At 57.8% G+C, this 25,331-nt stretch carries 20 protein-coding genes; 10 read left to right on the top strand and 10 right to left on the bottom strand.

Annotated features, from left to right (window positions below; genetic code table 11):
• The first annotated feature begins 49 nt into the window (after positions 1–49).
• From AB4Y89_RS05880 to AB4Y89_RS05860, 5 genes are all read left to right on the top strand, one after another.
• Positions 50–649 carry an RNA polymerase sigma factor gene (locus AB4Y89_RS05880; protein ID WP_442299977.1) on the top strand — a complete coding sequence of 200 codons (600 nt, stop codon included), beginning with the start codon at positions 50–52 and terminating at the stop codon, positions 647–649.
• The gene (locus tag AB4Y89_RS05875) at positions 646–1,227 is read left to right on the top strand and encodes a hypothetical protein (RefSeq protein WP_442299976.1); all 582 of its coding nucleotides are present in this window, start codon (positions 646–648) and stop codon (positions 1,225–1,227) included. The genes AB4Y89_RS05880 and AB4Y89_RS05875 overlap by 4 nt, the downstream gene beginning before the upstream one ends.
• A gap of 27 nt (positions 1,228–1,254) precedes the next feature.
• A complete protein-coding gene (locus tag AB4Y89_RS05870; RefSeq protein WP_442299975.1) occupies positions 1,255–2,016 on the top strand; it encodes a hypothetical protein in 762 nt (253 codons plus the stop codon).
• A 120-nt stretch (positions 2,017–2,136) separates the two neighbouring features.
• Complete coding sequence (locus AB4Y89_RS05865) at positions 2,137–3,684, top strand: diguanylate cyclase (RefSeq protein WP_442299974.1); 1,548 nt, start codon at positions 2,137–2,139, stop codon at positions 3,682–3,684.
• 191 nt (positions 3,685–3,875) lie between these two features.
• Positions 3,876–4,331: a hypothetical protein gene (locus AB4Y89_RS05860; protein WP_442299973.1), complete on the top strand. Its 456-nt coding sequence runs from the start codon at positions 3,876–3,878 to the stop codon at positions 4,329–4,331.
• A gap of 145 nt (positions 4,332–4,476) precedes the next feature.
• Here the strand turns inward: AB4Y89_RS05860 and AB4Y89_RS05855 are convergent, their stop codons facing one another.
• From AB4Y89_RS05855 to AB4Y89_RS05845, 3 genes are all read right to left on the bottom strand, one after another.
• Complete coding sequence (locus AB4Y89_RS05855) at positions 4,477–5,277, bottom strand: 3-keto-disaccharide hydrolase (RefSeq protein WP_442299972.1); 801 nt, start codon at positions 5,275–5,277, stop codon at positions 4,477–4,479.
• 142 nt (positions 5,278–5,419) lie between these two features.
• Positions 5,420–6,991 carry an acido-empty-quinoprotein group A gene (locus AB4Y89_RS05850; protein WP_442299971.1) on the bottom strand — a complete coding sequence of 524 codons (1,572 nt, stop codon included), beginning with the start codon at positions 6,989–6,991 and terminating at the stop codon, positions 5,420–5,422.
• Positions 6,988–7,770, bottom strand: coding sequence for a c-type cytochrome (locus tag AB4Y89_RS05845; protein WP_442299970.1), 783 nt, complete (start codon positions 7,768–7,770; stop codon positions 6,988–6,990). Before AB4Y89_RS05845 ends, AB4Y89_RS05850 begins: the two co-directional genes overlap by 4 nt.
• Positions 7,771–7,822: 52 nt before the next feature.
• Between AB4Y89_RS05845 and AB4Y89_RS05840 the strand changes: the two genes are divergently transcribed.
• A complete protein-coding gene (locus AB4Y89_RS05840; protein WP_442299969.1) occupies positions 7,823–8,698 on the top strand; it encodes a TIM barrel protein in 876 nt (291 codons plus the stop codon).
• A gap of 56 nt (positions 8,699–8,754) precedes the next feature.
• Here AB4Y89_RS05840 and AB4Y89_RS05835 read toward each other — a convergent pair whose 3' ends face one another.
• Entirely contained in the window at positions 8,755–9,912 is a 1,158-nt protein-coding gene (locus AB4Y89_RS05835; protein ID WP_442299968.1) for a ComEC/Rec2 family competence protein, read from the bottom strand.
• A gap of 655 nt (positions 9,913–10,567) precedes the next feature.
• Here AB4Y89_RS05835 and AB4Y89_RS05830 point away from each other — a divergent pair.
• Entirely contained in the window at positions 10,568–12,016 is a 1,449-nt protein-coding gene (locus AB4Y89_RS05830) for a sulfatase-like hydrolase/transferase (RefSeq protein ID WP_442299967.1), read from the top strand.
• 128 nt (positions 12,017–12,144) lie between these two features.
• On the opposite strand, the gene AB4Y89_RS05825 is transcribed toward AB4Y89_RS05830, so the two are convergent.
• The 4 genes from AB4Y89_RS05825 to AB4Y89_RS05810 form a co-directional block, all read right to left on the bottom strand.
• The gene (locus tag AB4Y89_RS05825) at positions 12,145–12,669 is read right to left on the bottom strand and encodes a GNAT family N-acetyltransferase (protein WP_442299966.1); all 525 of its coding nucleotides are present in this window, start codon (positions 12,667–12,669) and stop codon (positions 12,145–12,147) included.
• Positions 12,670–12,749: 80 nt separating this feature from the next.
• The gene (locus tag AB4Y89_RS05820; protein ID WP_442299965.1) at positions 12,750–13,712 is read right to left on the bottom strand and encodes a DMT family transporter; all 963 of its coding nucleotides are present in this window, start codon (positions 13,710–13,712) and stop codon (positions 12,750–12,752) included.
• Between the two features lie 74 nt (positions 13,713–13,786).
• Positions 13,787–15,247, bottom strand: a complete 1,461-nt coding sequence (locus tag AB4Y89_RS05815; RefSeq protein ID WP_442299964.1) for a GHMP family kinase ATP-binding protein — start codon at positions 15,245–15,247, stop codon at positions 13,787–13,789.
• Positions 15,248–15,289: 42 nt separating this feature from the next.
• Entirely contained in the window at positions 15,290–16,054 is a 765-nt protein-coding gene (locus tag AB4Y89_RS05810) for a DeoR/GlpR family DNA-binding transcription regulator (protein WP_442299963.1), read from the bottom strand.
• Positions 16,055–16,319: 265 nt separating this feature from the next.
• Between AB4Y89_RS05810 and AB4Y89_RS05805 the strand changes: the two genes are divergently transcribed.
• A complete protein-coding gene (locus AB4Y89_RS05805; protein WP_442299962.1) occupies positions 16,320–19,700 on the top strand; it encodes a carboxypeptidase regulatory-like domain-containing protein in 3,381 nt (1,126 codons plus the stop codon).
• 93 nt (positions 19,701–19,793) lie between these two features.
• Positions 19,794–20,561: a glycerophosphodiester phosphodiesterase gene (locus AB4Y89_RS05800; RefSeq protein WP_442300319.1), complete on the top strand. Its 768-nt coding sequence runs from the start codon at positions 19,794–19,796 to the stop codon at positions 20,559–20,561.
• 187 nt (positions 20,562–20,748) lie between these two features.
• On the opposite strand, the gene AB4Y89_RS05795 is transcribed toward AB4Y89_RS05800, so the two are convergent.
• Together AB4Y89_RS05795 and AB4Y89_RS05790 are read right to left on the bottom strand one after the other, a co-directional pair.
• Positions 20,749–21,867 (bottom strand): hypothetical protein, encoded by a 1,119-nt coding sequence (locus AB4Y89_RS05795; RefSeq protein WP_442299961.1) that lies wholly within the window; start codon positions 21,865–21,867, stop codon positions 20,749–20,751.
• 521 nt (positions 21,868–22,388) lie between these two features.
• A complete protein-coding gene (locus AB4Y89_RS05790) occupies positions 22,389–24,086 on the bottom strand; it encodes an MFS transporter (protein WP_442299960.1) in 1,698 nt (565 codons plus the stop codon).
• 198 nt (positions 24,087–24,284) lie between these two features.
• On the opposite strand from AB4Y89_RS05790, the gene AB4Y89_RS05785 reads away from it, so the two are divergent.
• A complete protein-coding gene (locus tag AB4Y89_RS05785) occupies positions 24,285–25,331 on the top strand; it encodes an SIS domain-containing protein (RefSeq protein WP_442299959.1) in 1,047 nt (348 codons plus the stop codon).

The following is a 25,331-nucleotide window of genomic DNA, read 5'->3' as shown; positions in this document are numbered from 1 at the left end:
CTCGTTCTGAGGGAACTCTTTTGCCCGCTCGCGGTAATCATGAATAGCCATGTTCAAGCGATACAGAGTTTCTCGCGATCGTGAATCCGATGCGGCACTGGTTCGAGCTGCCTGTCTCGGCAACGGAGATGCGACCGCGGAGCTATATCAGCGGCATGGAGCCATCGTTTATCGCTTCACCCTGCGCATGTGTGGTGATGCCTCTATGGCCGAAGAGGTTACGCAGGAGGCTTTTATTGCGTTTCTTCGCCATCCTCATCACTTCGAAGCAGAACGAAGCGCATTCTCTACCTGGCTTTGCGGCGTTGCACGCAGGCAGTTGTGGAAGCGCCTGGAGCGCGACGAGCGTTTCGTTGAGCTGGATGACAGGGAAGAGCCTGTTGAAGCGCCATCTTCGGATGCTCCGGATCAATGGCTCAGCCGGAAAGAGGCCGTCGAGATGGTCCGTAAGGGAATTGATGAGCTGCCGTTACTGCTGAAAGAGGTTGTCATTCTCTGTGAGCTGGAAGAGATGACCTATCCGCAGGTCTCTCTCATCCTCGCCGTACCGATAGGCACCGTTCGCTCGCGATTGCATCGCGCTAAAGCCAGGCTCGCCACATTGTTGTCCGAAGTTCCGGCAGGTGCGGAAAAAGGAATACGTCCATGAATCGTTCATTGCAGGAAGCTCTTTCATCTCTGCGTCAGGAGCATCAGGAGATCGGCGCTCCCGATTCGGTGAAACGCGGTCTGGTCGCGCTGGTGGAGGCAGGCGTCGTCTCTGGTAAATCTCCGCAACGTTCATGGTTTCGAGTGGCAGCTTTGGGTGCTGCACTGGCAGCTTGCTCCGCGGTTGGAGTGTTCTATCGATACCATGCGACACCCGCTTTGCACGTACAGCCGGTAACCGTTGCGAGTCTACCGAACACACTCCCAGCAGCCGGAGCTGCTCAAGAGCGTTCAACTCCATCCGCTTCCAAAGGGAAGTCTCCGGCCGCGCATACAAGAACGGGGAAGAGACCAACGACTGCACCTGCAATGAACGACATGAATCCCTTTATCACTCTGCCATCGAGTGAGGGATTGCCTGCGCCATCGATGGCTACGCTCGTCCGCATGCAGATTCGCCGGGATGAGCTTCGGCAGTATGGCTTCGATGTTTCTCCGGCCGTTGCTTCAGAGATGGTTCTGGCGGAGTTTGTCGTGGGCCAGGATGGCCTGTCGCGCGCCGTTCGGTTTGTTCGTTGATTTTCAGCTTAGAAAGGATTACTTCCAATGCAATATCACCGCATCGTCTATACCGTTCTCACCTCGCTAACCATCTCTTTCCTGCCGGCCATCAACATGGCTCAGCAGGCTGAGCGGCATGAACAGGATCGCGCTGTCGAAGTGCTTTCCATTGACAGCAAGCTGATCAAAGGCAAACCATACGTGGCTGATTCCACGACCGAGACGGTTCAAACATTGCCCGATGGCAACCGGATCGTGCGCCATACGGTCAGCAGGTTTTATCGCGACAGCCTCGGCAGAACCCGGCGAGAGCAGACGTTTGGCAACATCGATCCCGCCAATCCTGGTCCTCACGAAGTGAAGGTCTTTATCGATGACCCGGTAGGCAATATGGCTTACGTATTGGATCCGGGGCAGAAAGAAGCGTTGCAACTGCCGCGGTCTCGCAAATTCCTCGATGAACGTGAAGCCCAGAGCAATCCGCCATTACGCAAGCTTCCTCCGCTCGATGAGGCGCGCAGCATTACGCAGCAGGATCTCGGCTCCAAAACGATTGAAGGCGTTCTCTGTAACGGACGTCAGCAGACCATTACGATTCCCGCCGGGCAGGTAGGCAATGAACGGCCTATCGCCATCGTTACCGAGACCTGGTTCGCTACAGGCATCGATACCATCGTTCAGTCGTCCACGAATGATCCCAGGTTCGGCGAGACACGGTATCAGCTGCACAACATTCAGGTTGGCGAGCAGGCAACCTCGTTGTTCCAGGTTCCCTCCGGCTATCGGCTGGAGCAGCCAAGGCAATAACCCTCGAAATAGTTAGAGCCCGGCGTGCTGAAGTGCAATCAGCTCGCCGGGCTTCTGCTTTTTGCCTGCGTTACTAAAGTCGTAAAACCTTCTGCCGACATATAGTTCAAGGTTCCTACTATGCCGGCGATTCGTGGTTCTCAGGCAGCACTGACGCAGCAGCTCTTTGAAGTAGCTCGTCTTCGTGCACTACACGCGACCGGACTATTGGATTCCGAACCGGAAGAAGCCTTCGATGACATACGACGGCTTGCGGCAAAGATGCTGCAGTCGCCCATTGCGACGGTGGCATTCATCGACGATGCTCGCGTGTGGCTGAAATCGGCAGAGGGTATGACCTGTGCGTCAACTCCTCGCAAAGAGTCAATCTGTCACTACACGCTGCTGCAACGCACCCCACTGGTTGTCTCTGACCTCACAGCCGACGAACGCTTTGCCAACATTCCTTCTGTCCAGGGGGAGTCAGGCATAAAGGCATATGCGGGTGTCTCGGTTCGCGATGTGAACGGATATCCGCTGGGCACGCTGTGTGTCGTGGATCTTGTTGAACGGCCGTTTACAGAAGAGCAGGTCGAGATCCTCAAGATGCTCGGTCGTCAGGTCGAGGTGCAGATTGCCTTGCGACAGCGGATCGTACAGGTCGACGAGCTAACCCGTACAGCAGATGCCCTCGCGAAAGACCTGCTCTCAAGCAATGAGCGCTTCTGCGCCTTCATGGACCACAGCCCGGTTGCCGCATACATCAAGGACCAGGATGGCCGCATGCGCTTCTATAACCGCAAGGTGGCCGAAACTTTCTGCATTACCCAGCACGATTGGCTCGGGAAATCCGATCACGAGATATGGCCGTCGGAGCTGGCAGATGAGTACCGTGCTGCGGATCTGGCAGTGCTCGCACAGACTGGGTTAGTAGAGGTTGAAGAACGGACACCCGCTCCCCACGGCAGCCATCTCTACTGGAAGTCCTACAAATTTCCCTTTACCGATGCAAACGGCCAGCGCTTCCTGGCAGGTATCGCGATTGATGTAACGCGCGAGAAATGCCGGGAAGCGGAGCTGGAAACTGTTAAAGAGGAGCTGGCGGCAAGGTCCGCAGAGCTGCGGCGGATGACTGTGACCGATGCGTTGACCGGTCTTCCGAACCGCCGAGGCTTCAATCGCTGGCTCGACCAATGTGTCTCTAGTGCTTCGCGCAGCAACCGTCCGCTTTCGATGATGATGATCGACGTCGATCACTTCAGCGTGATCAATGACATCAAGGGGCATCTTGCAGGAGATGCGATGCTGGCCGAACTCAGCAGAGTTCTGCTGACACTTGTCAGTCCATTCGATCATGTCAGCCGTTTGGGAGGAGAAGAGTTCGCCATTCTGCTTCCAGATACAACTGCGAAAGAGGCGCTCGCCCTGGCAGAGAATATCTGTCGTACTATTTCGCAGCAGTCAGGCATGCTGCAGGGAATGACGGTGAGCATCGGTGTTACTCCCTGGACTCCCGAGAAGTCAGGGAATATGTTGATCGAAATTGCCGACGCGAGTCTCCATCGAGCGAAACGTTCTGGAAGGAATCAGGTCATCCTGGGAACCAGTCTCGAAGCTCTACGCAGCGATCTCTCTCCAATTCCATCGGTGCTCGATCAGACTGCCGGTGTTGACACCTTCATCGGTTGAGCAATCGTCGTTCGGCGAAATATATCGCCGTAACTAAATTGCAGTCCAGATATTCCCAGTTTCGCCGATATACCGATTTAAGCTTCCTTTGCTAAAGATACTGTCAGGCTGACGAGTTCGATTCTGAGCTCGCAGCGGACCGCTCCATTATGCGAAGTGGCTTGGCATATATCCCGTACGGAGGGTCGCGTATGCAGGTTATCGAAGGGCAGCTTTTTCTAAGACAGGGTTCCAGGGTCCCATCAGAGACTGTGCGCGATGCGGTCTCATGGAATGCCAAATGGCTTCAGCTTGCGAGGAGTCCGGGAGCTGTCGAACAGCAGGTGAACCGAAGCGGCTGGCATCTCTTCCGGCTCACGGATCAGGTAGGAAAATGGAGCGTCGGAGGCAGCCGCGACGCCGCGTTCCGCCAGGCATTGCAAAGCGCTCTCGCCGGAGTGCCTGCATCGAGAAATATGGCGGAACTCGTTGAGGTCCGGCAGACCTCCTGCTTAGGTTTCTTTCTTTGCCAGATCCGAATGGCAGTGCGGCACACACAGCAGGGCATGATCCTGAGCTTGACGCCAAATGTGGCGATGATCTCTCCAGCGTCAGGGGAAGGAAAGCTTCCTGGCTTTACGGGGCTCACGAAACAGGCGATTGTCTAGCTGCTGGGTCTCCACCCAGTGTGGTGAGTCTAAAGTTCTTGTCGTAAAATTTGTCATCCTGAACGTAGTGAAGGACCTGCTTTTTCATCGCTTTGGATGGCAAAGCTGTTCATGATTTATGTCGGCGAACTTCTGACTCAGGACACTAGCTTGTCCTCAGCCAGATATTTCGAAACGAAATTTTCACCGAGCCCGGTCCGGCACACTGAAGTCCAATCACTCCGCCGGGCTTCCACTTTGCAGCGTCGTCATCGATCAGGATGGCGACGGTCAGCCCGTTGATCCTCTGGATGACGGTATGTCCGCGCACGATCAGGTGAACGGTATTCCAGTCGCGCGGTTTGAAGAAGCTATTCAGATCTTTTGTCGACGTGAGTTCTCCCAGCAGTTGTGGTGTCTTGCCTGTCTGGGTGTGAACGATCTGGCCGCGTTCTCCGATGATTCCTCGCCCGCCGCCTTCGGCCAGAATGCCAATATTGTTTCCGTCGCGCTGCAGGCTCAGGTCAAACTGTAAGCCGGCGAGATTCCACTTCGGGTCTTGGGGAAATACAGGCGCGCCCGAGCGCGGCGTGACTGGCGGAGGAGGGTAGCTGTGATACTGAATGCCGCTGTCTGCCTGCTCTCCTTCAAGCTTTACTTCCAGTTTGAGCTCAAAGTCAGCCGGCTCAGCTCCGCGATAGATGGCGAAGGTCTGTGGATTGCGCGTGCCTTCCTGAGATGTGTACGCGCCAACCAATGCTCTATCTTTCACCGTCCAGACGGCGGGATTAACATCCCAGCCTTTCAGGCTGATTCCATCAAAGATCTGCGTAAATCCTTCGTGGTCGTTGGGGTCCACATCAACCGGCAGGATACGTGCCGGTCCACGCGTAGGTGCCGTCTGCGGTTGCTGCGAGAGAAGCGCGACGGAGACAGCGAGACAGGTGACGGCAAGCGTGCGTTTCATCACGACCTCTGTAGGGTTTTGGAAGCGCACTTACTCTACAGGGCTGTGACGAAGCTTGAGAAGGCGTGCGCAGGAATACACAAGGTCTTAAACAACAAACGGAACGCCAAGGCGCTCCGTTTGTTGTTTATCCTATCGTTCGCTACCGCAGCACCCAGGCATACAACGTGTCGCCTGCGGCCGCAGTGATGTACTGCAAGCCGTCCAGCTCAAACGTTGTTGGTCCGTTGCTGACTGGAGCATTCAAACCTGAATGCCACAGGATCTCGCCGGTGGTGGAATTGAAGCCAATGAGGTTCGCAGAAGGATCTCCGGTGAAGAGCAGGTTGCCGGCCGTCGTCAGAATGCCGGAGCGGGCGCCGGAGGTGGGCCACTCGTGGTTCCAGCGGACCTTGCCGGTACGGTAGTCCATGGCGCGCAGCGAGGCCGAAGACCACCCACCGCGATCGTTGCCGGCCCAGCCCTCGGGCTTCTTGTTGTTGTCGTAGATGTAGTAGACGCTGTAGGCGTCATACGCCGGAACGTAGAAGAGACCGGTCAGCGGACTGAAGCTCGGCGGGTACCAGTTGGCCGCACCCGCCTGGTTCGGCGCTGTCAGGGTGCCATTCTGTTTTGCGACGACCGCAGGATCGGGAATCGGCTGGCCTTTCTCATTTACACCCTTCGCCCAGTTCTGCTTGGCAAACGGAATGCTGGTGATGGCCTTGCCGTTGGTGCGGTCCAGAAGGAAGTACCATCCGTTACGGCTGGCCTGGGCGAGAAGCTTGCGAGGCTTGCCTTCGATGGTGCCATCGATCAGAACCGGTGTCTGCACGGCATCCCAGTCGTGAGTGTCGTGCGGATTCGGTTGGAAGTACCACACCAGCTTGCCGGTGTCCGGGTTCAGAGCGCAGATAGTGGAGGTAAAGAGATTGTCGCCGGGCCGTGCCGTACCGTTGATGACAGGCTGCGCGTTGCCGGTGCCGAAGTAGTAGAGGTTCAGATCCGGGTCATAGGTGCCGGCCACCCAGGTCATGCCGCCGCTATGCGTCATGGCCTCGTCATTCGGCCAGGTCTTGGCTTCAGGGGTCCCGGGTTCGGGATGCGTGTACCAACGCCACTCCAGAGCTCCGGTATCCGCATTATGTGCTTCCACATAACCAGGAATATCGAAGTCATCGCCGCTGATGCCGACCATCACGTGATTCTTGACGATGACCGGAGCGACGCTGCCGAAGTAGAACTGGTCCGGGTTGCCGATGGAGGAGTGCCATTTCTCCTTACCTGTATGGATGTCGATCGCCACCAGGTTGCAGTCTTCGGTCTCGAAGTAGAGCGTGTCACCCTTGATGGCCGCGCCGCGGTTGCCGATGGTCTCTCCACCTTTGCTGGCCCAGTCAAACTGCCACAGCTTCTGGCCGGTGCGTGCGTCCACGGCCCAGGCGTGGCTGGGTACGGTGAAGTAGATCACGCCGTCGACCATCAGCGGCGTTGCCGAGATGCGCTGTCCGCCGCCGGTGGTGGTGGTGATGCGATAGGTCCAGGCAAGCTGCAGCTTGCCAACGTTCGTGGTATTCAGCTTGCTCAGCTTGCTGAAGCGGCGCCCGCTGTAGTCGCCGTTGTATGTCGGCCATTCAGTCTGCTGCGCCGGCGCCGGCTTTTTGACAGCAGCCGTCTGCGCGGACAGGGGTAGAGAGAGCATGGCCAGAGCGGCCAGAGAGAACAGATGCTTCATGGAATCGTCACCAGGTATGCGGTCAGGTTGTGGATGTCGGCATCGGTGTAGCGGTTCAGCAGCTCCACATGGCCTGCATAGGGATCGGTCGTCTTTACCTTGAGCGCGGCGGTGCGATTGAACGACTGCACGCGGCCGTCTTTGTCCTTCAGGGAGACGGTGAAGTCGTCGATATGCACCAGGTCGCCGGTAATCGTTTTCCCCCCTGTCGTGACTTCAACCTGCGCTTTGCGCTTGGATCCAAAACCTGTATTGGGGAAGAGGAAGCGCTGCTGCAGGGAAGCGACACTCAAACGCTTGGAGATGCCGGCCAGGTCGCCGCTGGGCGAGTGACACTTGTTGCATCCACCGGCCCCATTGAAGTACGCCTCGCCGGCCTTGGCATCGCCGCTCAGCAGGTTCTTGGGCTCGGCGTCGTAGCCGCTACGCAGGATCTTATTGATGGAGAACGAGAGGAAGTTCGAGAGGTCGGCTGCTTGCTTGGCGTCGAGCTCAATCTTGTGGGGAGCGTCCTTCAGGTAGGGGGCAAGCTCCTTGCCTTTCAGGTTCTCGCGGCGATCGTGAAGGACCTTCAGCGAGCGCAGCAGGTCGGGCGCTGCCTGAGTGCCGCGCACATCGTCACCATGGCAGCGTGCGCATTGCTGCCCGTAGATAGCCTTGCCGCGTTCGGCTGCGGCTGGGTCTGTAATCGACCGTGGAAACTGCGCCAGGGCCGGAGTTGCTATGCTGAGGCCCAGGGCAAGCAGCAGTTCGGAACGAGCGAAGAGGTGAAATCTCATCGTTCCTATTTATACTTTGTTCGCACGACCAACAGAAACTGAGATTGGGACTATGAATCGCCGACACTTTTGTCATCTCGCAATGGCCGGTACCGCACTGTCCCTGGCCCCGCGCGGCTTGTTTGCCGCTCCCCCCGCAACCCTGCCGAAGTTTTCGTACATGATCTGGGCTTTTCCCAAGCCCATGACCATCGATCAACGGCTTGAAACCGTTGCGAAAGCTGGTTATACCGGCGCGGAACTGGTGACGGAGTGGATGGCCTGGTCACCCGAAGAACGCCGCCGCGTCGCCGCCCTGGCCAAATCGCTCGGCATCACCATCGACCTGATGTTTCCCGGCCAGGTGCCGCTCGCCGATCTCGCATCGCGAGACATCATCCGGGAGCAGCTCGCCAAGGCAATTCCCGTGGCGCGAGAGCTTGGCTGCCCGCAGTTGGGCTATGCCTCCGGCCCGCGTATCCCTGGCCAGTCGCCCGAGCAGCAGATCGCCAATATCACGGAGAACCTGAAGGTCGCCGCCGAGATCATGGAGAAGGAAAAGATGGAGCTGCTGCTGGAGCCCATCGACCTGCTCGAAAACAAGCGGGCGGCAGTCAACTCCGTCAGCGAGGCATTCACGATTACGCGCGCTGTCGGCAGCCCATCGATCAAGGTGTTATACGACTTCTACCATGAGCAGCGCGGGGCGGGGAACCTGATCGAGAAGCTGGAAAACAACTTCGACCAGATCGGACTGATCCACGTGGCCGACGTTCCTGGCCGCCATCGCCCCGGCACCGGCGAGATGAACTACAACAACATCTACCGCCGCCTTGCCGCCCTCGGCTACAACCGCTACATCGCTATGGAGTTCTACGCGCAGGGCGATCCTGTAGCCGAACTGAAGACCGCGAAGGAAGAGGTCTTGAAGGCATTTCAACAGGCGTAAACCTGAAGGCAGGAAAAAGCCGCGCATGAAAATGCGCGGCTTTTGCTTGATCTTACCTACTTTGCCTGATAGGTCTTTGCGAAGCCATTACGCCCATTGGTCACAGTGAAGCGCCCACTTGCATAGGCCTCAACAGTGATGCTGTGGCCCGCGTCGTTGGCGGGCGGTGCAGGCGGAGGCAGCGGCTTTCCCTCTGCCAGTTCCTTGGCCGCCGCCTCACCCTCAGGCGACAGCAGATTCGCGATCATCGCCTTACCGGTGTTGTGCTGATCGCCACCCTCCAGCGCATAGTGCAACTGCCAGAGATCTGGTTTGCTGGGAGTTGCACGGATGGTATCCAGCACTGGCACATAGCCGCCCTTGCGTTCGCCGTTGTCCATGATCGCTACCTGCGGAGTGATGCCATCGATCAACGCGGGGCTCGAGCTGGGCTTCGAGCCATGGTGCGAGACAATCAGCAGGTTGATATGGCCGATCTTGTTGGCAGGGCACATCAGCAGACGCTCTTTGTCCCAGGTCAGATCGCCGAGGTCGAGGATGCGCAGCTTGCCGAAGTTCATCTCAAAGCCTGCGGACTGTGCGTTCTCCGCCTGGTCCGGCGTATTGATCCCTTCCGGCATGTTGTCTGGAGCGGAGCAGGTTGCATTCGCCTGTCCTGCTCCTGGAAGGGGTTTATCCAGAACCTCTCCGGCCGCGCTTAGGAAGGTCAGGTCCACGCCCGGAATCGGCAGCTTGTCGCCCGGCTTGACGATGATGTGCTTGTACTTCCCGGACTGCAGCATCGCCTGGTAGTTCTCATAGTTGCGGACGGTGCCCCGAACGACTGTCTCGCGATTCTCGCCGTGGTCGATGAAGGTGCCAACCGGGATCTTCGCTACCAGCTCCGGTACACCGCCCAGATGATCAAGGTGATAGTGCGTCAGCAACACATAGTCGATCCGAGAGACCCCTGCTTTTTTCGCTGCATCGGCGATGCGTTGGGAGTCGCGCCCGCCATTGCCGGGGAAGCCGGTATCTACCAGCAGCGAGGTGTGGTCCGGCATGACGAATAGCGTCGACTGGCCGCCTTCTACGTCGATGACGTAGATGCGCATCGGCGCAGCCTTCTGTGCATGCAATGTCGCTCCTGTTGCCATGGCACTGGCCAGCAGCACACCGGCAGTACAGGCGAGAGTTCGTTGCATACAGAAGCGGAAGTTAGCGAACAAAGTCATCGGGCTCTCTTTTCAGAGTGGAGATCAAAGGATGTCAAGCGCGTTACCTAGGGTGTGTCATCAAACTCCTGCCGTCAGCGTTGCGTGCGCAAATTTGTTCAGACGAGGCGGAGGCCGAAGGCTGTGGCGGGTCCACAGTCGAGGCCGACAACAAAGTATGGGCGAATTTGCGCCGCAACCCGAAGGGCCGGGGCAGATTTTCTTCACCCCAGCCAGCAAAGCTGACTGGGGACCCCGATTTCCCGATCTCTTCGTCACTCGTCGTTCCAGTGGACCGGCCACAGTTCTCTCCTCGCTCCTCGATCTCGAAAAAATCTGCTCCCAGCGCTGACGGCACGAGTTTGATGACACACCCTAGATACTAGAACGGCTTCCGGCCTGTCAAAAGGTTGTAGGGATCGCACTAGGCCTTCTGACTATATTGAAGCTCCAAGCGGGTTGCGGCTCTGGCGGGGCGGAGTGCCGAAGAGTACAGTGCGGGCATGCATCACCTGTATGACGGTAACCGCGGCTACTCGACAACACCTACAGGACAATTCCCACGAGAAAGAGGCGATGAAGACTTTACGCGAGTTACCCTTCGAGCTTTGGCGAGCCGATCCGCGTGAGCTGCAGGCGAGCCTCAAGTTCTACTTCCAAGGAGAAAGAAAGTCGCATGAATCGTCGCCAGTTCCTCCGCAACACCTCTGCTGCCGCCGGTGGGGCGGTCCTCGGCTCGGCTGCGTCTGTCACGGAAGCTCAGGGCCAGCGCACCGCAAGTTCTGCTCCGAAGTCGAAGCCGAACATCATCGTCTATCTCTCTGACCAGTTTCGCCGGGACTTTGTCGGTGTGAATGGGGCAAACAGCTCCACCCGCACACCGAATCTCGACGCCATGGCGCGCCGCGGCAAGAACTTCACCCACGCTGTCACCAACCAGCCTGTGTGCGCACCAGCGCGGTCGGTGCTGATGACCAGCCGCTACGCTACCGAGACCGGTGTGTGGCGCAATGGCCCGGGCCTGAAGTCGGAGTTGCCCACACTCGCGGGAGAGCTTCGTAAGGCAGGCTATACCTCTAACCTGATCGGGAAGTGGCATCTCTCGCCTGCAGCCGCGGCACAGGGCGGTGGTCCCGGCTACGTTCCACCCGAGTATCGTGGCGGCTTTCTCGATCTGTGGGAGGGCGCTAACGCTCTCGAACACACCTCACACCCCTACTACGGCTCACTCTTCGACGGCGACGGGAAGGAGATCAAGTTCGAGAACCAATACCGCGTCGACTTCCTGACCGATCGCGCGGAGCGCTTCCTTCGCCAGAAGCATGACAAGCCCTTCTTCCTCTTCGTCTCGCAGCTTGAGCCGCACCAGCAGAACGACGAGAACCGCATGGTCGGCCCCAAGGGCTCGGCCGAGCGATTCATCAATGCCCATGTTCCGCCGGATCTTCGCGCCTTTCCGGGTGACTGGCACCAGCAACTGCCTGACTACTACGGCGCCTGCGAAAGCATTGATGCTTCCGTTGGCCGTCTGCGCAAGATACTGCAGGAGACCAACCAGGCCGACAATACCATCTTCGTCTTCATGAGCGACCATGGCTGCCACTTCATGACCCGCAACCAGGAGTACAAGCGGTCCACACACAACAGCTCGATCCGCATTCCGCTCATCATCGATGGTCCGGGGTTCAACGGAGCGCAGCAGATTCCCGAGCTCACGGGCATCATCAACATCGCTCCCACGCTGTTGGAAGCTGTGGGAGTGCAGGCGCCATCTACATGGAAGGGACGCAGCTTCCTGCCGTTGTTGAACGACACGGCGGCTCGCGAGGCCTGGCCGAATAAGGAACTGGTCCAGATCAGCGAGTCCATGACCGCCCGCGCGATCCGCACACCGGAGTGGACCTACTGTGTGGCTGACATCTCCGGAGCTAAAAAGTCTGAGAGCCCCACCTATCTCGAGTGGCAGCTCTATGACCAGCGCAACGATCCGCACGAGCTCACCAATCTTGCGGGCCGCAAGGAGTATGTAGAGAAGGCGAAGGAGCTCAGAGCGGAGCTGCAGAAGCTGCTCGAGTACGCCGGTGAAGGCTCACCGGAGATCAAACCGGCGACCCTCTATCCGTGACGACCGTGGCGATGGCCTATCCGGCAAGTTCCGGGTAGGCCATCCGCTCTATCGAACCTGTCACTGAGGATGGCATATTGCTCTGGGTTATGCAGAGAAGACCCGGTATTACGATCGAGGCCTGAGTTTCAAAGATTGAACGGCTGATAGACCTTGTCCAGATACCGTTCCATATACCAGTCAGGATGAGCCGCGAAGTGGAAGTCGAGGCCGAGATAGAAGCTCTGGGCGTCGTGGGTGATGAGCGAGACCCTCTTCAGCGATTTCAGATCTGGGTGCTCAAGGACAGAACGGATCAACCACGTCCCAAGGCCCTGCCGGCGGCGCTCTTCGACGATAAACACGTCGCAGAGATAGGCGTAGGTCACATAGTCGGTGATGATGCGCGCAATTCCGATCTGACGTCCTTCTTCCAGCAGTGAAAAGCAGATCGAATGACGCAGCGCGCGATGCAGTGACTCCGGTGTGAGATCAGCCCCCCACCATTTGGCTTCGGAGAGAAATCCGTAGACGGCCTCGGGATCCAGCGAGCTGGGATCGGTGGAGATGACAAATCGCCCCTTCTCCCTCCGAAAATAATTAACACTCTTCGTGCCTTCCTGCTGCGGAGAAAGGAGGTTTTCGATTTCGGGGTATGGCCGGTTAGCCCTCACAAAATAAGAGCATAGTCGTCTTTCCGTCGCTTGGGCGGAAGGATGTTAATTATTAACAATTGAGCCCCCGGCGGAATGCTCTAGATTGCGTAGTCGTAGCGGAAGAGAAGGAGGGTCGCAAAGAGCACGATTCCAGAGCCGAGCAGGGCGTGCGGAGCGATGCGCTCTCTCAAAATGCCGAAGGCCAGAGCCACACCGAAGATCGGCATCAGGTAGAGCGAAGCCGATGCGAGGATGGTGTCCACCGATTCGAGAGCGCGGAGGAAGAGCACCATCGAAACGCCGTAGAGGAAGATGGCGAGATAGCCGAATGCGCTCCACTGCGTCATGGTCAGATGAGACAGGTTACGCACCCAGTTGGGCTCCAGCAGAAAGAGCACGGGCAGGCTGAAGACCATCGTGGACAGGTAACTGAAGAACAGGGTCTCAAGTCCGTTGAAATATTCGAGAAGACGCTTGGAATACACGTTGTAAAACGCGGAGCCGAAGCAGCCGATGGCGATAAGCCAGTTGCCGGCGATCTCGTGGATGCGGGTGCCGGGACTGGTGGCCCGATGAATCGGTGACAGCAGGATGACTCCGGCAAATCCCATCAGCAGTGCGCTTACCCGAAGCAGGGAAAGCCGTTCCCGCAGCAACCAGACAGCAATGATGGCGCCAAAGATAGGAATCAGCAGGCTCAGGATGGCGCCATTGGAGGCGGTTGACCAGCTGACGCCCAGCGTCATCCCTACCTGAGCCATAAGCTGTCCGCAGATTCCGGCAAGAAAGAACTCGCGGCGGTGTCTCCAGGCAGCGCGAAATCGTTCCGTGAGGTTGCCATGGATGGCAAGCACTCCCAGCCCGAGAAGAGTGATGCAGTAGAGCGGGAAAAGCGCGATCGCCAAAGGGCCAAGAGTGCCGGAGAGCAGCTTCACCGCGACTCCCTGGCCGGCCCACAGGAGATTGGCGGTCAGCAACATCAGAATGGCGCCGAGAAATTGGCCTCGGCCGAAAGCGCGTGCTGGAGCATTTCTCCTGTAGGTGTAGTGTAGGGATTCCATAGTTTTGGGCGTTTTCCGCAATGAAAACGCCGTTGCACTCCACTTTCGGGATACCCAGCAACGGGAGAAATGCTCTAGCAACACACCCATCCCTTGCCGGCTTTGAACTGCAGCGTACGTAGACCGAAGGCGTCGGTCCCGTCGGAACTGCCTTCAAAGATGTGCGGGGTTGCGCCGCGGTCGAGAGCGTACTCTTCCGCGAGTCTGAGGATTTTTTTACGGTCCTCCGCGCGGCCAAGAATGGCGACGACGCCTCCGGCGCCTCCACCGGTCATCTTTGCCCCTGGAAAACCTGCCTTCAGCGCGCGGTTTACCAGGTCGTCGCACGCCTGCGATCCGAGTCCGCACTCGCTATAGGCATGGTGCGACTGGCAGAGGATCTTGCCGATCAACTGGAGATTGTTTTCCGATACATCCCATGCGGTGGCTTCGAATAGCGAACTCGCCATCCGCACCCGGAAATTTTCTTCGACGGCGTAGCGGACGGCCGCACGCACTGGATACTCCCGCGATGGCTCAATCGCCGTGAAGGGATCGATGTGTTCTTCGTAACGCTCAAGGAACTCATGGCCTGTAAGCGACTTGGGAAGCCAATGCTCATAGTACGTACGAAACACCGGGTGAGGCAGGTTGGAAAGATAGCCATTCCAGCGCGCATCAACCCAGCGTGGAATGCCTGAGCTTGCATCGGGGCTGACCGCAAGTCCCTCCTTCTTGCAGATCATGCGGTATCCCATGAACGCCGCGGCACGCGCAGCTTCGTAGGCCGCGCCAGTGGTGGAGCGAGGCGCTATCGAGTCGATGCCCCATATCCGAAGACCGTCGGGCAGAGCGATGGCAGGGGAGGGATGGCAGGGTTGGCAGAGTATGGGAAGGAGATGGCTGTCTCTGCCCAGCACAATCGCGGCCTGATCCATGATGCCGCACGCGGCTCCGGCGACAACGTTCTCAACCCATTGCCCCGCGGTTGCCAGGGCCACGGCACTCAGTGGAATGCCCCAGGCGGCAGAGATGGCTTTGAGGGCGGCGATGGTCAGCGCAGCCGAGGAACTGACTCCCTTGTTGGGAGGAAGGTCGGAATGGAGGAAGAGGTTGAGGCCGCCTGGTGCGTCCAGTGTCTCAGCTCCTTCGGACTGACTCTTGAGGAAGTAGACCGCTCCCAGGACATAACGTCCCCAGAAGCTGCCTTCCTCTGCGTTGCACATCGCCTGTATGGCATTCGCATCGGATAATTCGCTCAGGCTGAGGTCGAATTCTGTCTTCCAGCCATAGCGAGCGGCGCCGGGATTGAGCACATGCACGGTCTCGTCAGGGCGAGACTGGCAGGCCGCCCATACTGCCTCCCGCAACAGGCCCTGCAGGACCCCGCCACCGGTATAGTCGACGTTCCCGCCCATCACATCCAGCCGTCCAGGGGCGCGCGCAAGCAGGACTGGGGTTTCGGGCGTGAAGAAGTCGCGCGTTGTCGCAAGCGCTGCCGCGACATGTTCCTCAACACCGTGTGATTCCAGTTCGCTGGTTCGTGGCGATGGCATTCTGCCACAGGCTACCGAACCGCTGTACAAGGAACGTTAATATTAGGGCGTTGCGACTTGAACCTTCGTCATCTGTCCCAGGCGTGCCAGGTCCTCCGGCGAGATTCCCTTGTCCGTAAGAATCAGATCGCAGTCCTCGATACCACAGAGGCGATAGGTCGCCTCCGTTCCAATTTTGCTGCTGTCGACGACTAGGACTTTGCGTTTGCCGGCCTGCAGCAGCTCATGCTGCGCATCGGGATCGTGGACCATAACGCCCCGGCTGAATGAGACGGCCGCGGCGCCGAAGATCACGGTGTCGGCAAAGATCGAGGTCAGGCTTTTCGCGACCGCGTGTCCGATGAGGTCATGGCTGCTGGGACGGTACACCCCGCCGGTGAGTTCAACCCGAATGCCCTCGGCAGAGGTGAGTTCTTCCAGTGCCGCCAGGGAAAAGGTGAACACCACGACATTCCGGCGGGCGCGCAGCTCACGCGCGACGTGAAGCGTGGTGGTGCCGGAATCCAGCACCACGGATTCTCCGTCGCTCACCAGGGCTGCGGCGGCCGCACCGATGCTGCGCTTGGCGTGCGACATCTTCTCCAGGCGCTCGAAGAAGCTGCGCTCGGCTCCGCGCCAGTGCTCGATGCGGGCTCCACCTGGAATGCGGATGACCTGTCCGGCTTCGACCAGCTTTTGCAGATCGCGGCGTACGGTCATCTGCGAGACGTGAACACTCTCGGCGATCTCAGCGATGGACGCTGATGTGTTCATTTTTAACAACTGCACGATCGAATCAAGTCTTGAATGTTCAGCAGTTTCACTCATTCCGGTCTGGCAATCCTATGGGCGTCCGCACGATTATAGCGTGATCTGTGGGAATGGAATGCAAAGAGGAACAGGTGTGCCATCGATTAGGATGTGTTTTGTGTTGTGAAAATAATTCACATAATTTGGGATCGTTTTGTCACCTATTAACATCCGGTCGTTACTGTTCACATCATCGAGCCTGAATCTTCCCGCCTCTTCGAGAGCAGCGGGCCTTCTCCACGTTTCGCCTGCGATGACGAACACCGAAAGTTTTGGAGACTTTATGAACCGCACCATCTTTTTCTCCCATGTACTAGAGCATTTTCCCTGTTGCTGGGTATCCCGGCGCCGCTCCAGAGGAGACGGCAGGAGATCAGGGCTGCTCTTCGCCGCAGTGGCGCTGTGTTGCACGCTGTTGTTGAGTGGACCTGTCTTTGCGCAAACCTTCTATGCCTCGATCAGCGGCCTTGTTAAGGATGCGGACGGAGCCGTGATTCCCGACGTCGCCGTTACCGTGCATGAGAACAGCACGGCAACGGATTACAGGACGGTAACGAACAAGTCCGGAGCGTATCGTGTCTCCTTCTTGAAGCCGGGCAGCTATACGGTCCGCTTTGAGAGGAGCGGCTTTGCCCAGTACGTAACGAACGCGCAAAACCTGGTGTTGAACCAGGAACTTGTCGTCGACACGCTGCTCAAGCCCGGAGCCACCTCTGAAGTCGTCACGGTCACCGGTGATTCCAACACGCTGAACACCGTGAACGCGCAGATCGGCGGCGAGCTCAGCGGACAGGAACTGGTCGATCTGCCGGAGACGACGGGAAGCAAGGGCGCGAATGAGTTTCTGATCACAAAGACCTTCGCGGGCGCCTCCAGTACCAGCCAGGACTACTCCAATGTGAATAATCTTTCGCTGGGTGGTGGCAGGCCGGTCTCGAATCCCATCATCATCGATGGCCTGCCCAGCAACATGGGCGTCGATGGCACCTATGGTCTGATTCCTACGCCCGACTCAACAGAAGAGCTGCAGGTACTGACGTCGCCGTTCTCAGCCCAGTATGGCCAGACTGGCGGCGGCGCGATTCTTACGACCACGAAGTCCGGAACGGATAAGTTTCATGGTTCGGCCTTCGAGTCCTACAGCTCGCAGGCGCTGAATGCGCGCGGATACTTCACGGCTCCAAACGCGGTGATTCCGGCGCAGTCATTCAACTACTTCGGCGGCTCGCTGGGCGGACCGGTATGGCTTCCGCGGATCTTTGACGGACGCAAGCATCGGCTGTACTTCTTTACGGATTGGGAGAATACGCTGAATAACTCAGCGAGCACGTTGAACACCAACGTGCCCACAGTGGCCGAGCGCAATGGTGATTTCTCCGGACCTTCCGCGTTGGGCGGCGCTACGCCTACTGTCTACGATCCGAACACGACGGTCGTTGCCAACGGCAAGATCAGCAGGACCGCATTCAAAGGCAATATCATTCCCACCAATCGGCTTGATCCCGTGGGCATGAGCATCCTCTCCTTCTTCCCCCAGCCCAACTGCAGCTATACCGTCGGCGCTGTGACCAATAACTACTGCGTCAATCCTGTAGCTCACAGCAGCTATCTCTACAATGCGGACCGTGTCGACTTCAACGCTTCGGACTATGACCACATCTGGGCAAAGTTCTCGCGTGACGGGCCAACCAACCAGCCGGTTCAGTTCATTCCGAATGCGGCGAACACGTCCGCAATAAACGGTTGGGTTGACGATCATTATGAGATGTCCTGGAGCCATATCTTCTCTCCTCGTATTTCGAATGAGGCTCGTATCGGCTACGTCTCGGAAGAGAATTTCAGCCGCCCGCAGCCGGCTCCTGCTGAGATCGGTCTGAAAGGTGTCCCGCTAACGCAGTTTCCCAGCATCTCCACGACGCAGTTCGCCAGCTTCGGCGCAGGTTCTTATGCCAAGACGAGGGACGGTCACATCATTGTGAACGATGCCGTAGCGCTGCAGTTGGGCCGGCACACGCTTTCGATGGGCGGAGAGCTCATGCGCTACGCCTATAGCTACTACACCCCGGGAGTCTTGTCTGGAAGCTACGGGTTTACGGGAGCCTTCAGTACAGCGAATGGCCAGTCCGGTCTGGGGATTACGGATCTCGAACTCGGCCTGCCGGCAAGCGCAAGCATCAGCACCACCAACACGATCTTCCACGAGAATCTCAACTACTTCGCCGGCTATATCCAGGACGACTACCGTCTCTCAGAGAAGCTGACCATCAACCTCGGCCTTCGCTATGAGTTTGACGGGCCGTTCTCTGAGAAGCACAACAACATGTACACGTTCAACCCGAACATCACCGATCCCACGACCAATAAGTTGGGTGGTATCCAGTTTGCGGGGTATAACGGTGCTCCGCACAGCCTGAACCCGAATATCTATACAGGCATTCTGCCGCGTGCAGGCTTCAACTACCGGCTCTTCCGCAAGACGGTGGTTCGTGGTGGATACGGTATCTATCAACTGCCCAGCATCGGCTTCGGAACGGCAGGACTCACCTCGGCCTCGACGGTCGCGGTCAGCTTCCAGAGCTCTAACCCGGGCGTTACCGCGCCTTTCCAGTTGAGCCAGGGTGTTCCTCCGTATAGCCCGAACGCAGATGCGGATGGAAATCCGTTGATTCCAACCAGCTTGACCAAGCCTTCCTTCAGCCCGACACAACTGCCTCAGACTGCTGTACTGCCCTATCTGCAGGAGTGGCAGTTCGGCGTCGAGCATGACTTGGGTCATGAGTGGATTGCGGAGGTCGACTATGCCGGCAATCACGGCGTGCATCTGCCGATCAGCGTGCCCATCAACCAGATTCAGCCGTCTGCAAGCTGCTGCTTTGGCTTGAGCACGGCGCAGAGCTTGCGTCCCTACCCGCAGTTCCTGACGGTAACGGCGTTGAAGAACGGAGGCGCCACCTCCTATGCCGCCATGTATGCGACGCTGAGCCATCGCTGGAACAATGGTGTCTCGGTGCGCGCCGCCTACACCTGGGCGCGTTCGCTGGATGACGTGGACGGACCTTCGCGTGCGAATGCCGTGGGCGTACAGAATTACTATGACCTGCGGGCGCAGTGGGGAACGGCAATGAACAATATTCCTCAGCGCTTCTCGCTGTCGGCGGTCTATGCGTTTCCGGTTGGCGCAGGAGGGAAGTACCTGCAGAGTGTTCCTGTGCTGTCACAGGTGATCGGTCACTGGAAGGTAAGCACGGTGGCTCAGTTTCAGAAGGGCTATCCGTACTTCATCACGCAGGCAAATCAGTTAGGTATCTTCTCGGGAGCCCAGTATGTCACCAAGGCTGGCGATCCGAACATTTCGCGAGGTTCGCGCACGGTTCAGAAGTGGTTCAATACGTCTGCCTTTGCCATCACTCCAGCGAATACGCTGGGCAACTCGCCACGGGCGGCACTCTATGGTCCGGGCCAGAATGTGTGGGACCTGAGCTTGATGCGAGAGATCCCTATACGGGAGCGTGTGGTCTTCGCACTTCGCGTGGATGCGCATAACGCCTTCAATCATCCGCAGTTCTCTGGACTTGGCACCAACATCAGTAATGCGAACTTCGGTCAGGTAACGGGAGCACAGGATCCGCGTTCGCTACTGATCGTCGGCCGCCTGCGCTTCTGAGGAAGACAAACATCAGTTATGAAAAAGGATTGTGTAAGAACGATGCATACATCATTAGGAAAGCTTCTTCTCTGCTGTATCTCCCTCAGTGGAATGGCCGTGGCTCAAACAGCATGGCAGCCGTTGGAGAGTGACGGCAAGATTCGGGTGATCGCTCATCGCGGAGAACACCTGCATCATCCCGAAAATACGCTGGCCGCATTTCAGTCTGCTATTGACGTGGGTGCGGACTATTTTGAGCTGGATGTCCGCACCACCTCGGACGGCAAGCTGGTGCTGATGCACGACAGTACCCTTGACCGTACGACAAATGGAACGGGCGAGGTGCACAAGCACACCTTCGATGAGATCCGCGCACTGGATGCAGGCTCGAAATTCTCACCTGCTTTTGCGGGAACCAAGGTTCCAACGTTCGAAGAAGCCCTTGACCTTGCCCACGGAAAGATCAACATCTACGTCGATACAAAGTATGCCGACCCGCAGCAACTGGTGGATACGATCGTGAAACACGATATGCAGGACCACGTCGTGATCTACGGCAATCCATTTTTTCTGTATGACGTGCGTAAGATTCGTCCTTCACTGAAGGTCATGCCGGAGGCTATTACACCGGATATCTGCAAGTTCCTTGTTCGCGGCTTGCAACCGCAGGTGATTGCTTTCGACGCTAACGACTTCAAAGACCCTGTGATCGATTGCGCGAAGGCCGCACATGCCAGCATCTTCGTAGATCGGCTGGGCGATGCGGATACGCCTGACGTCTGGCAGAAGGCACTCGATCTGGGGGCGGCGGGTATCCAGACAAATCGTCCAGCAGAGCTGGCCGACTGGCTGCGCCAGCACAAACTTGCTACCCACTAGCGTGGTGTCTCAGAAGTTCTTATAAATGTTGTCATCCTGAGCGCAGTGAAGGACCTGCTTTTTTAGCGCTTCGGATGGCAAAGCTCTTCATGATTTATGTCGCGAACTTCAGGGACAGGCACGAGTGTAGTTATTTTCAAGGGTAGGCGCGTGTGGGAGCACGCGTCTGCCCGCAAGGACAATCGAATCAGAAGCCTTTTCCACGGAAGAGGAAGATCAGCTCTACGACCAGGATGATGACAACGGTCAGCTCGAGCAGGAAGGCGCGGCTCTGATTGAATTGATCGACCATGTACCGGTAGAGATCTTCCGCGACATGCACCTTCGCGGTGACGATATTCCGGTAATCTGCCACGCCAACCCGCGTGGCAGCCAGTCGATACAGGCGCGCGGCGAACATATCACTTAGGAATTTGATCGCGTTATCGACGCGTTCGGTCAGCTCGGAGACCTCCAGCAGAGTTGTCTGCAGCCGTGTGGCGGAACCAGCCAGTCTCCATCGGGCGAGCGTTCCAGTCTTTCTCTCGAGCTGCTTGTAGACACCCGCCAGCTCCTGTGTGAGCAACTCATCGTAGTAGCGAAGCTCCAGTAGCTGGGAGTTGGCATACTCCAGCAGTTGAACTGCGTCCTTCGCGTCTGCGGTAGTGTCGTACAGGAATGCGGCATTCCAGCCAACTACGGCCAGGTCGGTGGCATAGTAGGAGATCTGCGATCGCAACACCTCCGTGACCTCACCCTCGGAAAGCTCACCGCTATCGCCGCGCACGACCTGGGCGATACGAGAGCCATGCTGTGAGAGCATCTGCGCAGCGTTACGGACTCCGGAGAGGTTCCGGGTATGAAAGATGACGTACTCCTCACTCAGGTAACGTTTGTATGCCTTGATCATGCAAGGTGTGGCTCGAGCGATCTTCTCGTGCACAATGCGCTCGGCATGGGCAGCGAGGTCTACCTCCCACATCCAGTGAGCCGTCTGCCTGATGAGTGAGGGCCAGTCACCACTGAACGGCAGGTGGATCAGGACACTGAGCACGCCGTAGTCGTAGTACTTGACCTCACCGCTGAGCTTTCCTTCCCCTGGGAACAGCACATCCTCGAATGGTTCGACGAGGGGAGGTCTTTCGTATCTCCCATAAATGGGTGCGGATGGGCGCGGACCGGACTGCGAAACTGTTGGGATACCAAGGACCTGGGCTAGCTGATCGATCTGAATCTCATCGCAGACGTCGAACTGTACCAGCAGCAGCAGCGTGCCCTTGAGCGAGAGCTCCAGCTCCGGCGCGTTTTGTGTGCTGGTTTCAAGCATGCGGCTCCGTCCCTTCCAGGTAGCCTGTGATCGCGACAGCACAGGACAGCGCTTCGATAGCATAGCGCTGCTATCACTAGATTGCTTGTGAAGATGCGTGATGAGTTTGATCTGCTGTAACGCGTGAAAGCCCCGCCACGAGAGAAAAGGGCTGCGACGGAAGGCAGTCATCCGTTTGGTTGGCTTGTGTTCACCGAGTCAGTCAAGGTGGATCACTGCCATCGCAGCCCTTGGGTGAACACTATTCTCATAGTTCCAGGCCTCGACAGCATCTCGGGGACGCGGTCGATTTTTTCGGGTCTGGTCGTCCTCCGGGTTACCCCGGCTGGCGGTTCACTCGGTCTATTTCGGGGTCGCTGAGGTGTTGCACCCGCAATCCCTTTTCGACCATCGATGGAGGTACTGTATCGACTTCCGGCACTTCGATCTGTGACGCGGGTCACAACTGTTTGCCGCGCCGGAACAATAAAAAAGGGCCGGCATCTTGCCGGCCCTTTTGCGTTCTGAGACGCGGGTGTGGGTTATCTGGCTGTCTCCGGCATCTCGGCATGCTTCTCTCCGGCGAAGATAGCCTCGATCTCTTCGAGTGTTCTTCCCTTGGTTTCGGGAAGAAAGAAGGTGGCAGTCAGGAAGTAGACCAGGCTGCACGCGGCCCAGAAGAAGAACATGGCCGCATAGCCGTGTGAGGAGACTACAGGCAGGAAGACACCGGCAATCGTAGTGGAGACGCCCTGATTGATGAGCAGCGCAATGCCCATACCAACGGAGCGGATGCGGGTCGGCATCAGTTCGGAGAGAGCCAGCCAAACGACGACTCCCGGTCCGACGGCATAGCCTGCGATAAAGAACGCGAGACTGAGTGCGATGAGCCACGCGGTCTGGCGCGAGGGCAGGGGAGCGACGAAGGCGCGAGTGATCTTCAGCGGTGCATCGGGCTTAGCCTTTTCGGGCGCGACCTGCAGCGCTTCCTTGTCGTTTGCGCTCAGGGTGGCGATCTTCTCGCCGTCGCCGTAGTTGTAGAGCACCGTCAGACTGCTGTCTCCGCCTTGATTGCGGACGAACTCAGGAGTGACGCTGAGATGATTGCCCTGTACGAGCGTGCGCACCTGGTCGGCGACTTCAATGCGTTTCGCCTCTGAGGTCCGGAACAGTACCCCGCCGATACCCAGCGCGACTACGATGGAGCCGGTTCCGAGCATCAGCAGGAACTTGCGGCCCTTCCTATCGACCAGCGCTACGGCAACCACGGTCATCAAGCAGTTGAGCAGCTTTACCGCGAAATCGCCGCGCGTGGCTTCAACGGCTGACATCCCCGCCTGCTTCAGAATGACCGAAAGATATCCAAGCACGGAGTTGATGCCTGTTCCCTGATTGCAGCCAAGGATGACGCAGGCAAGTACAAAAGGAACGATGTACCTCCGCTGCAGCAGAGACCCGGCGAAGGCGGGCTTGGACGACGACCCGGACTGCGGCGCTACCACTGAGTCCATCTCGAGCAACTCGCGCTCCGCTTCTGCGGGCGAGACGATCTTTTCCAACGCGATCCGCGCCTCTTCGCGGCGGCCGCGGCGGTGCAGCCAGCGCGGTGACTCGCTGACAAAGAAGGTGCTCAGCAGATAGAGGGAACCGGGATAGATGACGGAGAGGAACATGCCGCGCCAGGCATGATCCTGTGCCGTGTGAATCATGGAGGCGTTGCCGTTGGCTGTGGCGATAAGCTGTTCGGCCCCACGGCTGTAGTACACGCCAATACCGGCGGCGACGACAATCCCGAGCGTCAGCAGGAACTGAAAGATGGCTGAACCACGTCCGCGTGTGGAAGGGGGAAGGCTCTCGGCGAGGTGCAGCGGGATGACGACGCCGATAATGCCGCCGCTGAGGCCCTGCAGAATGCGGCCGAAGAGCAGCGACACGAAGCCCTGCGATAAAACAATGAGCACGATGCTCAGAACAAAGAGCACACCGCTGACGATGATCATCTTTTTACGGCCGAACCAGTCGGCCATGAAGCCGGCGATCAAAGAGGACAACGTGCTTCCACCAAGGACTGCCGCCACCAGGATGGAAGTCTGGCTAACGGTTAGATCTACTGTCTTTTCCAGATACAACAAGGCGCCCGAGATGATGCCAACGTCGATGCCATATAAAAGTCCGCCCAGGCCGGCAACAGACAACAAAAGATAGGTGTAAAAAGCTGTCGTGGAATTAGAACGGCCCATAGACTCTCCGGCTGACGTAGCTGACGTAATTGAACAAAGAATGTTGTCTGGTCGCGCTGCCCTCCGGAATATCCGGATGGCTGGTCGCGTGTTTCGCTTTATTACTTAATGTTTCTTTTGATGCTAGCATCGTTGGAGTATCTGGCCAGTTTGCCGTATCTTGGGCCCTGCCCCGTTGTTCTGAAGGAGTTCCTTTGCATGCAGTTCAAGATTCAAACACTTACTGAAATCTATGGCCAGCCAAAAGTGTGGCGTGACTGCCTGCAAGCACTGGGTTCCGCCGATCTGCGTGTGTTGGTGCAGGGATGTGAGCCTGAGAAGAAGGAATGGGTCTTTGTCGGCTGTGGAACCAGTTTCTATCTCGCCCAGGCGGCTGCCGCGAGTGTGACCTCGCTGCTTCGCGCTCCGGCCCGGGCGATGCCGGCCTCTGAGATTCTGCTTTTTCCAGCGCTGGCGTTGCCGCAGGATGCCTCCCGTTACTTCCCCATTCTGATCTCACGCTCGGGTCATACCTCTGAAGTATTGCAGGTTGCTGCTCTGTTACAGAGCAAAGCTGTCGATTTTCTTGCTGTAACCTGCGACGGTCGCGAGCTGGAACAGATGACACCGCGCGTGCTGAAGTTTCCGGTCGTGGAAGAGAGCACGGTGATGACGGCATCGTTCACCTCCATGGTGCTTGGCCTGCAATATCTGGCAGCGGTCCTGGCAGGGGACGAAGCTTTTCTCTTTGCTCTGCGTGCGCTGCCCGATCATCTTGAGCGCCTTCTGGAAGTCTATGGACCGCAGGTGGAGGCCTTCGCCAAGGCTCCGGTCGATGACTTTGCTTTCCTGGGGCAGGGGGCGCTGTACGCCATCGCACAGGAGACCGCGTTGAAGGTGATGGAGTCCTCGTCAAGCTATGCTCAGTTCTTCCACACGCTCGAATTCCGCCACGGACCGAAGTCCATCGTCGGACCCGATACGGTTGTCGGCGCGCTGCTCTCTGAGTCAGCCTTCGACGCCGAGGTCGCCGTGCTTCGTGAGATGAAGGAGCTTGGCAGCCGCACGCTGGCGATTGCAAACATGGCCACGCCTGAGCTGCGGCAGTTTGCCGATCTGGTCATCGAACTTGACCTGCCAGTGCCCGAGTTGGCACGCATTATTGTGTATGTGGTGTGGGGACAATTGCTGGGTAGCTACCGCGGTCTGGAAAAAGGCCTCGACCCCGATAACCCGCGCAATCTCAGCCGTGTCGTGACGATTTGA

Origin of the sequence: Terriglobus sp. 2YAB30_2 (assembly GCF_052114765.1) — a bacterium.
Classification (GTDB): Bacteria; Acidobacteriota; Terriglobia; order Terriglobales; family Acidobacteriaceae; genus Terriglobus.
The sequence above is the reverse complement of the archived record's forward strand: the minus strand, read 5'-3'. Positions and strand labels throughout refer to the sequence as shown.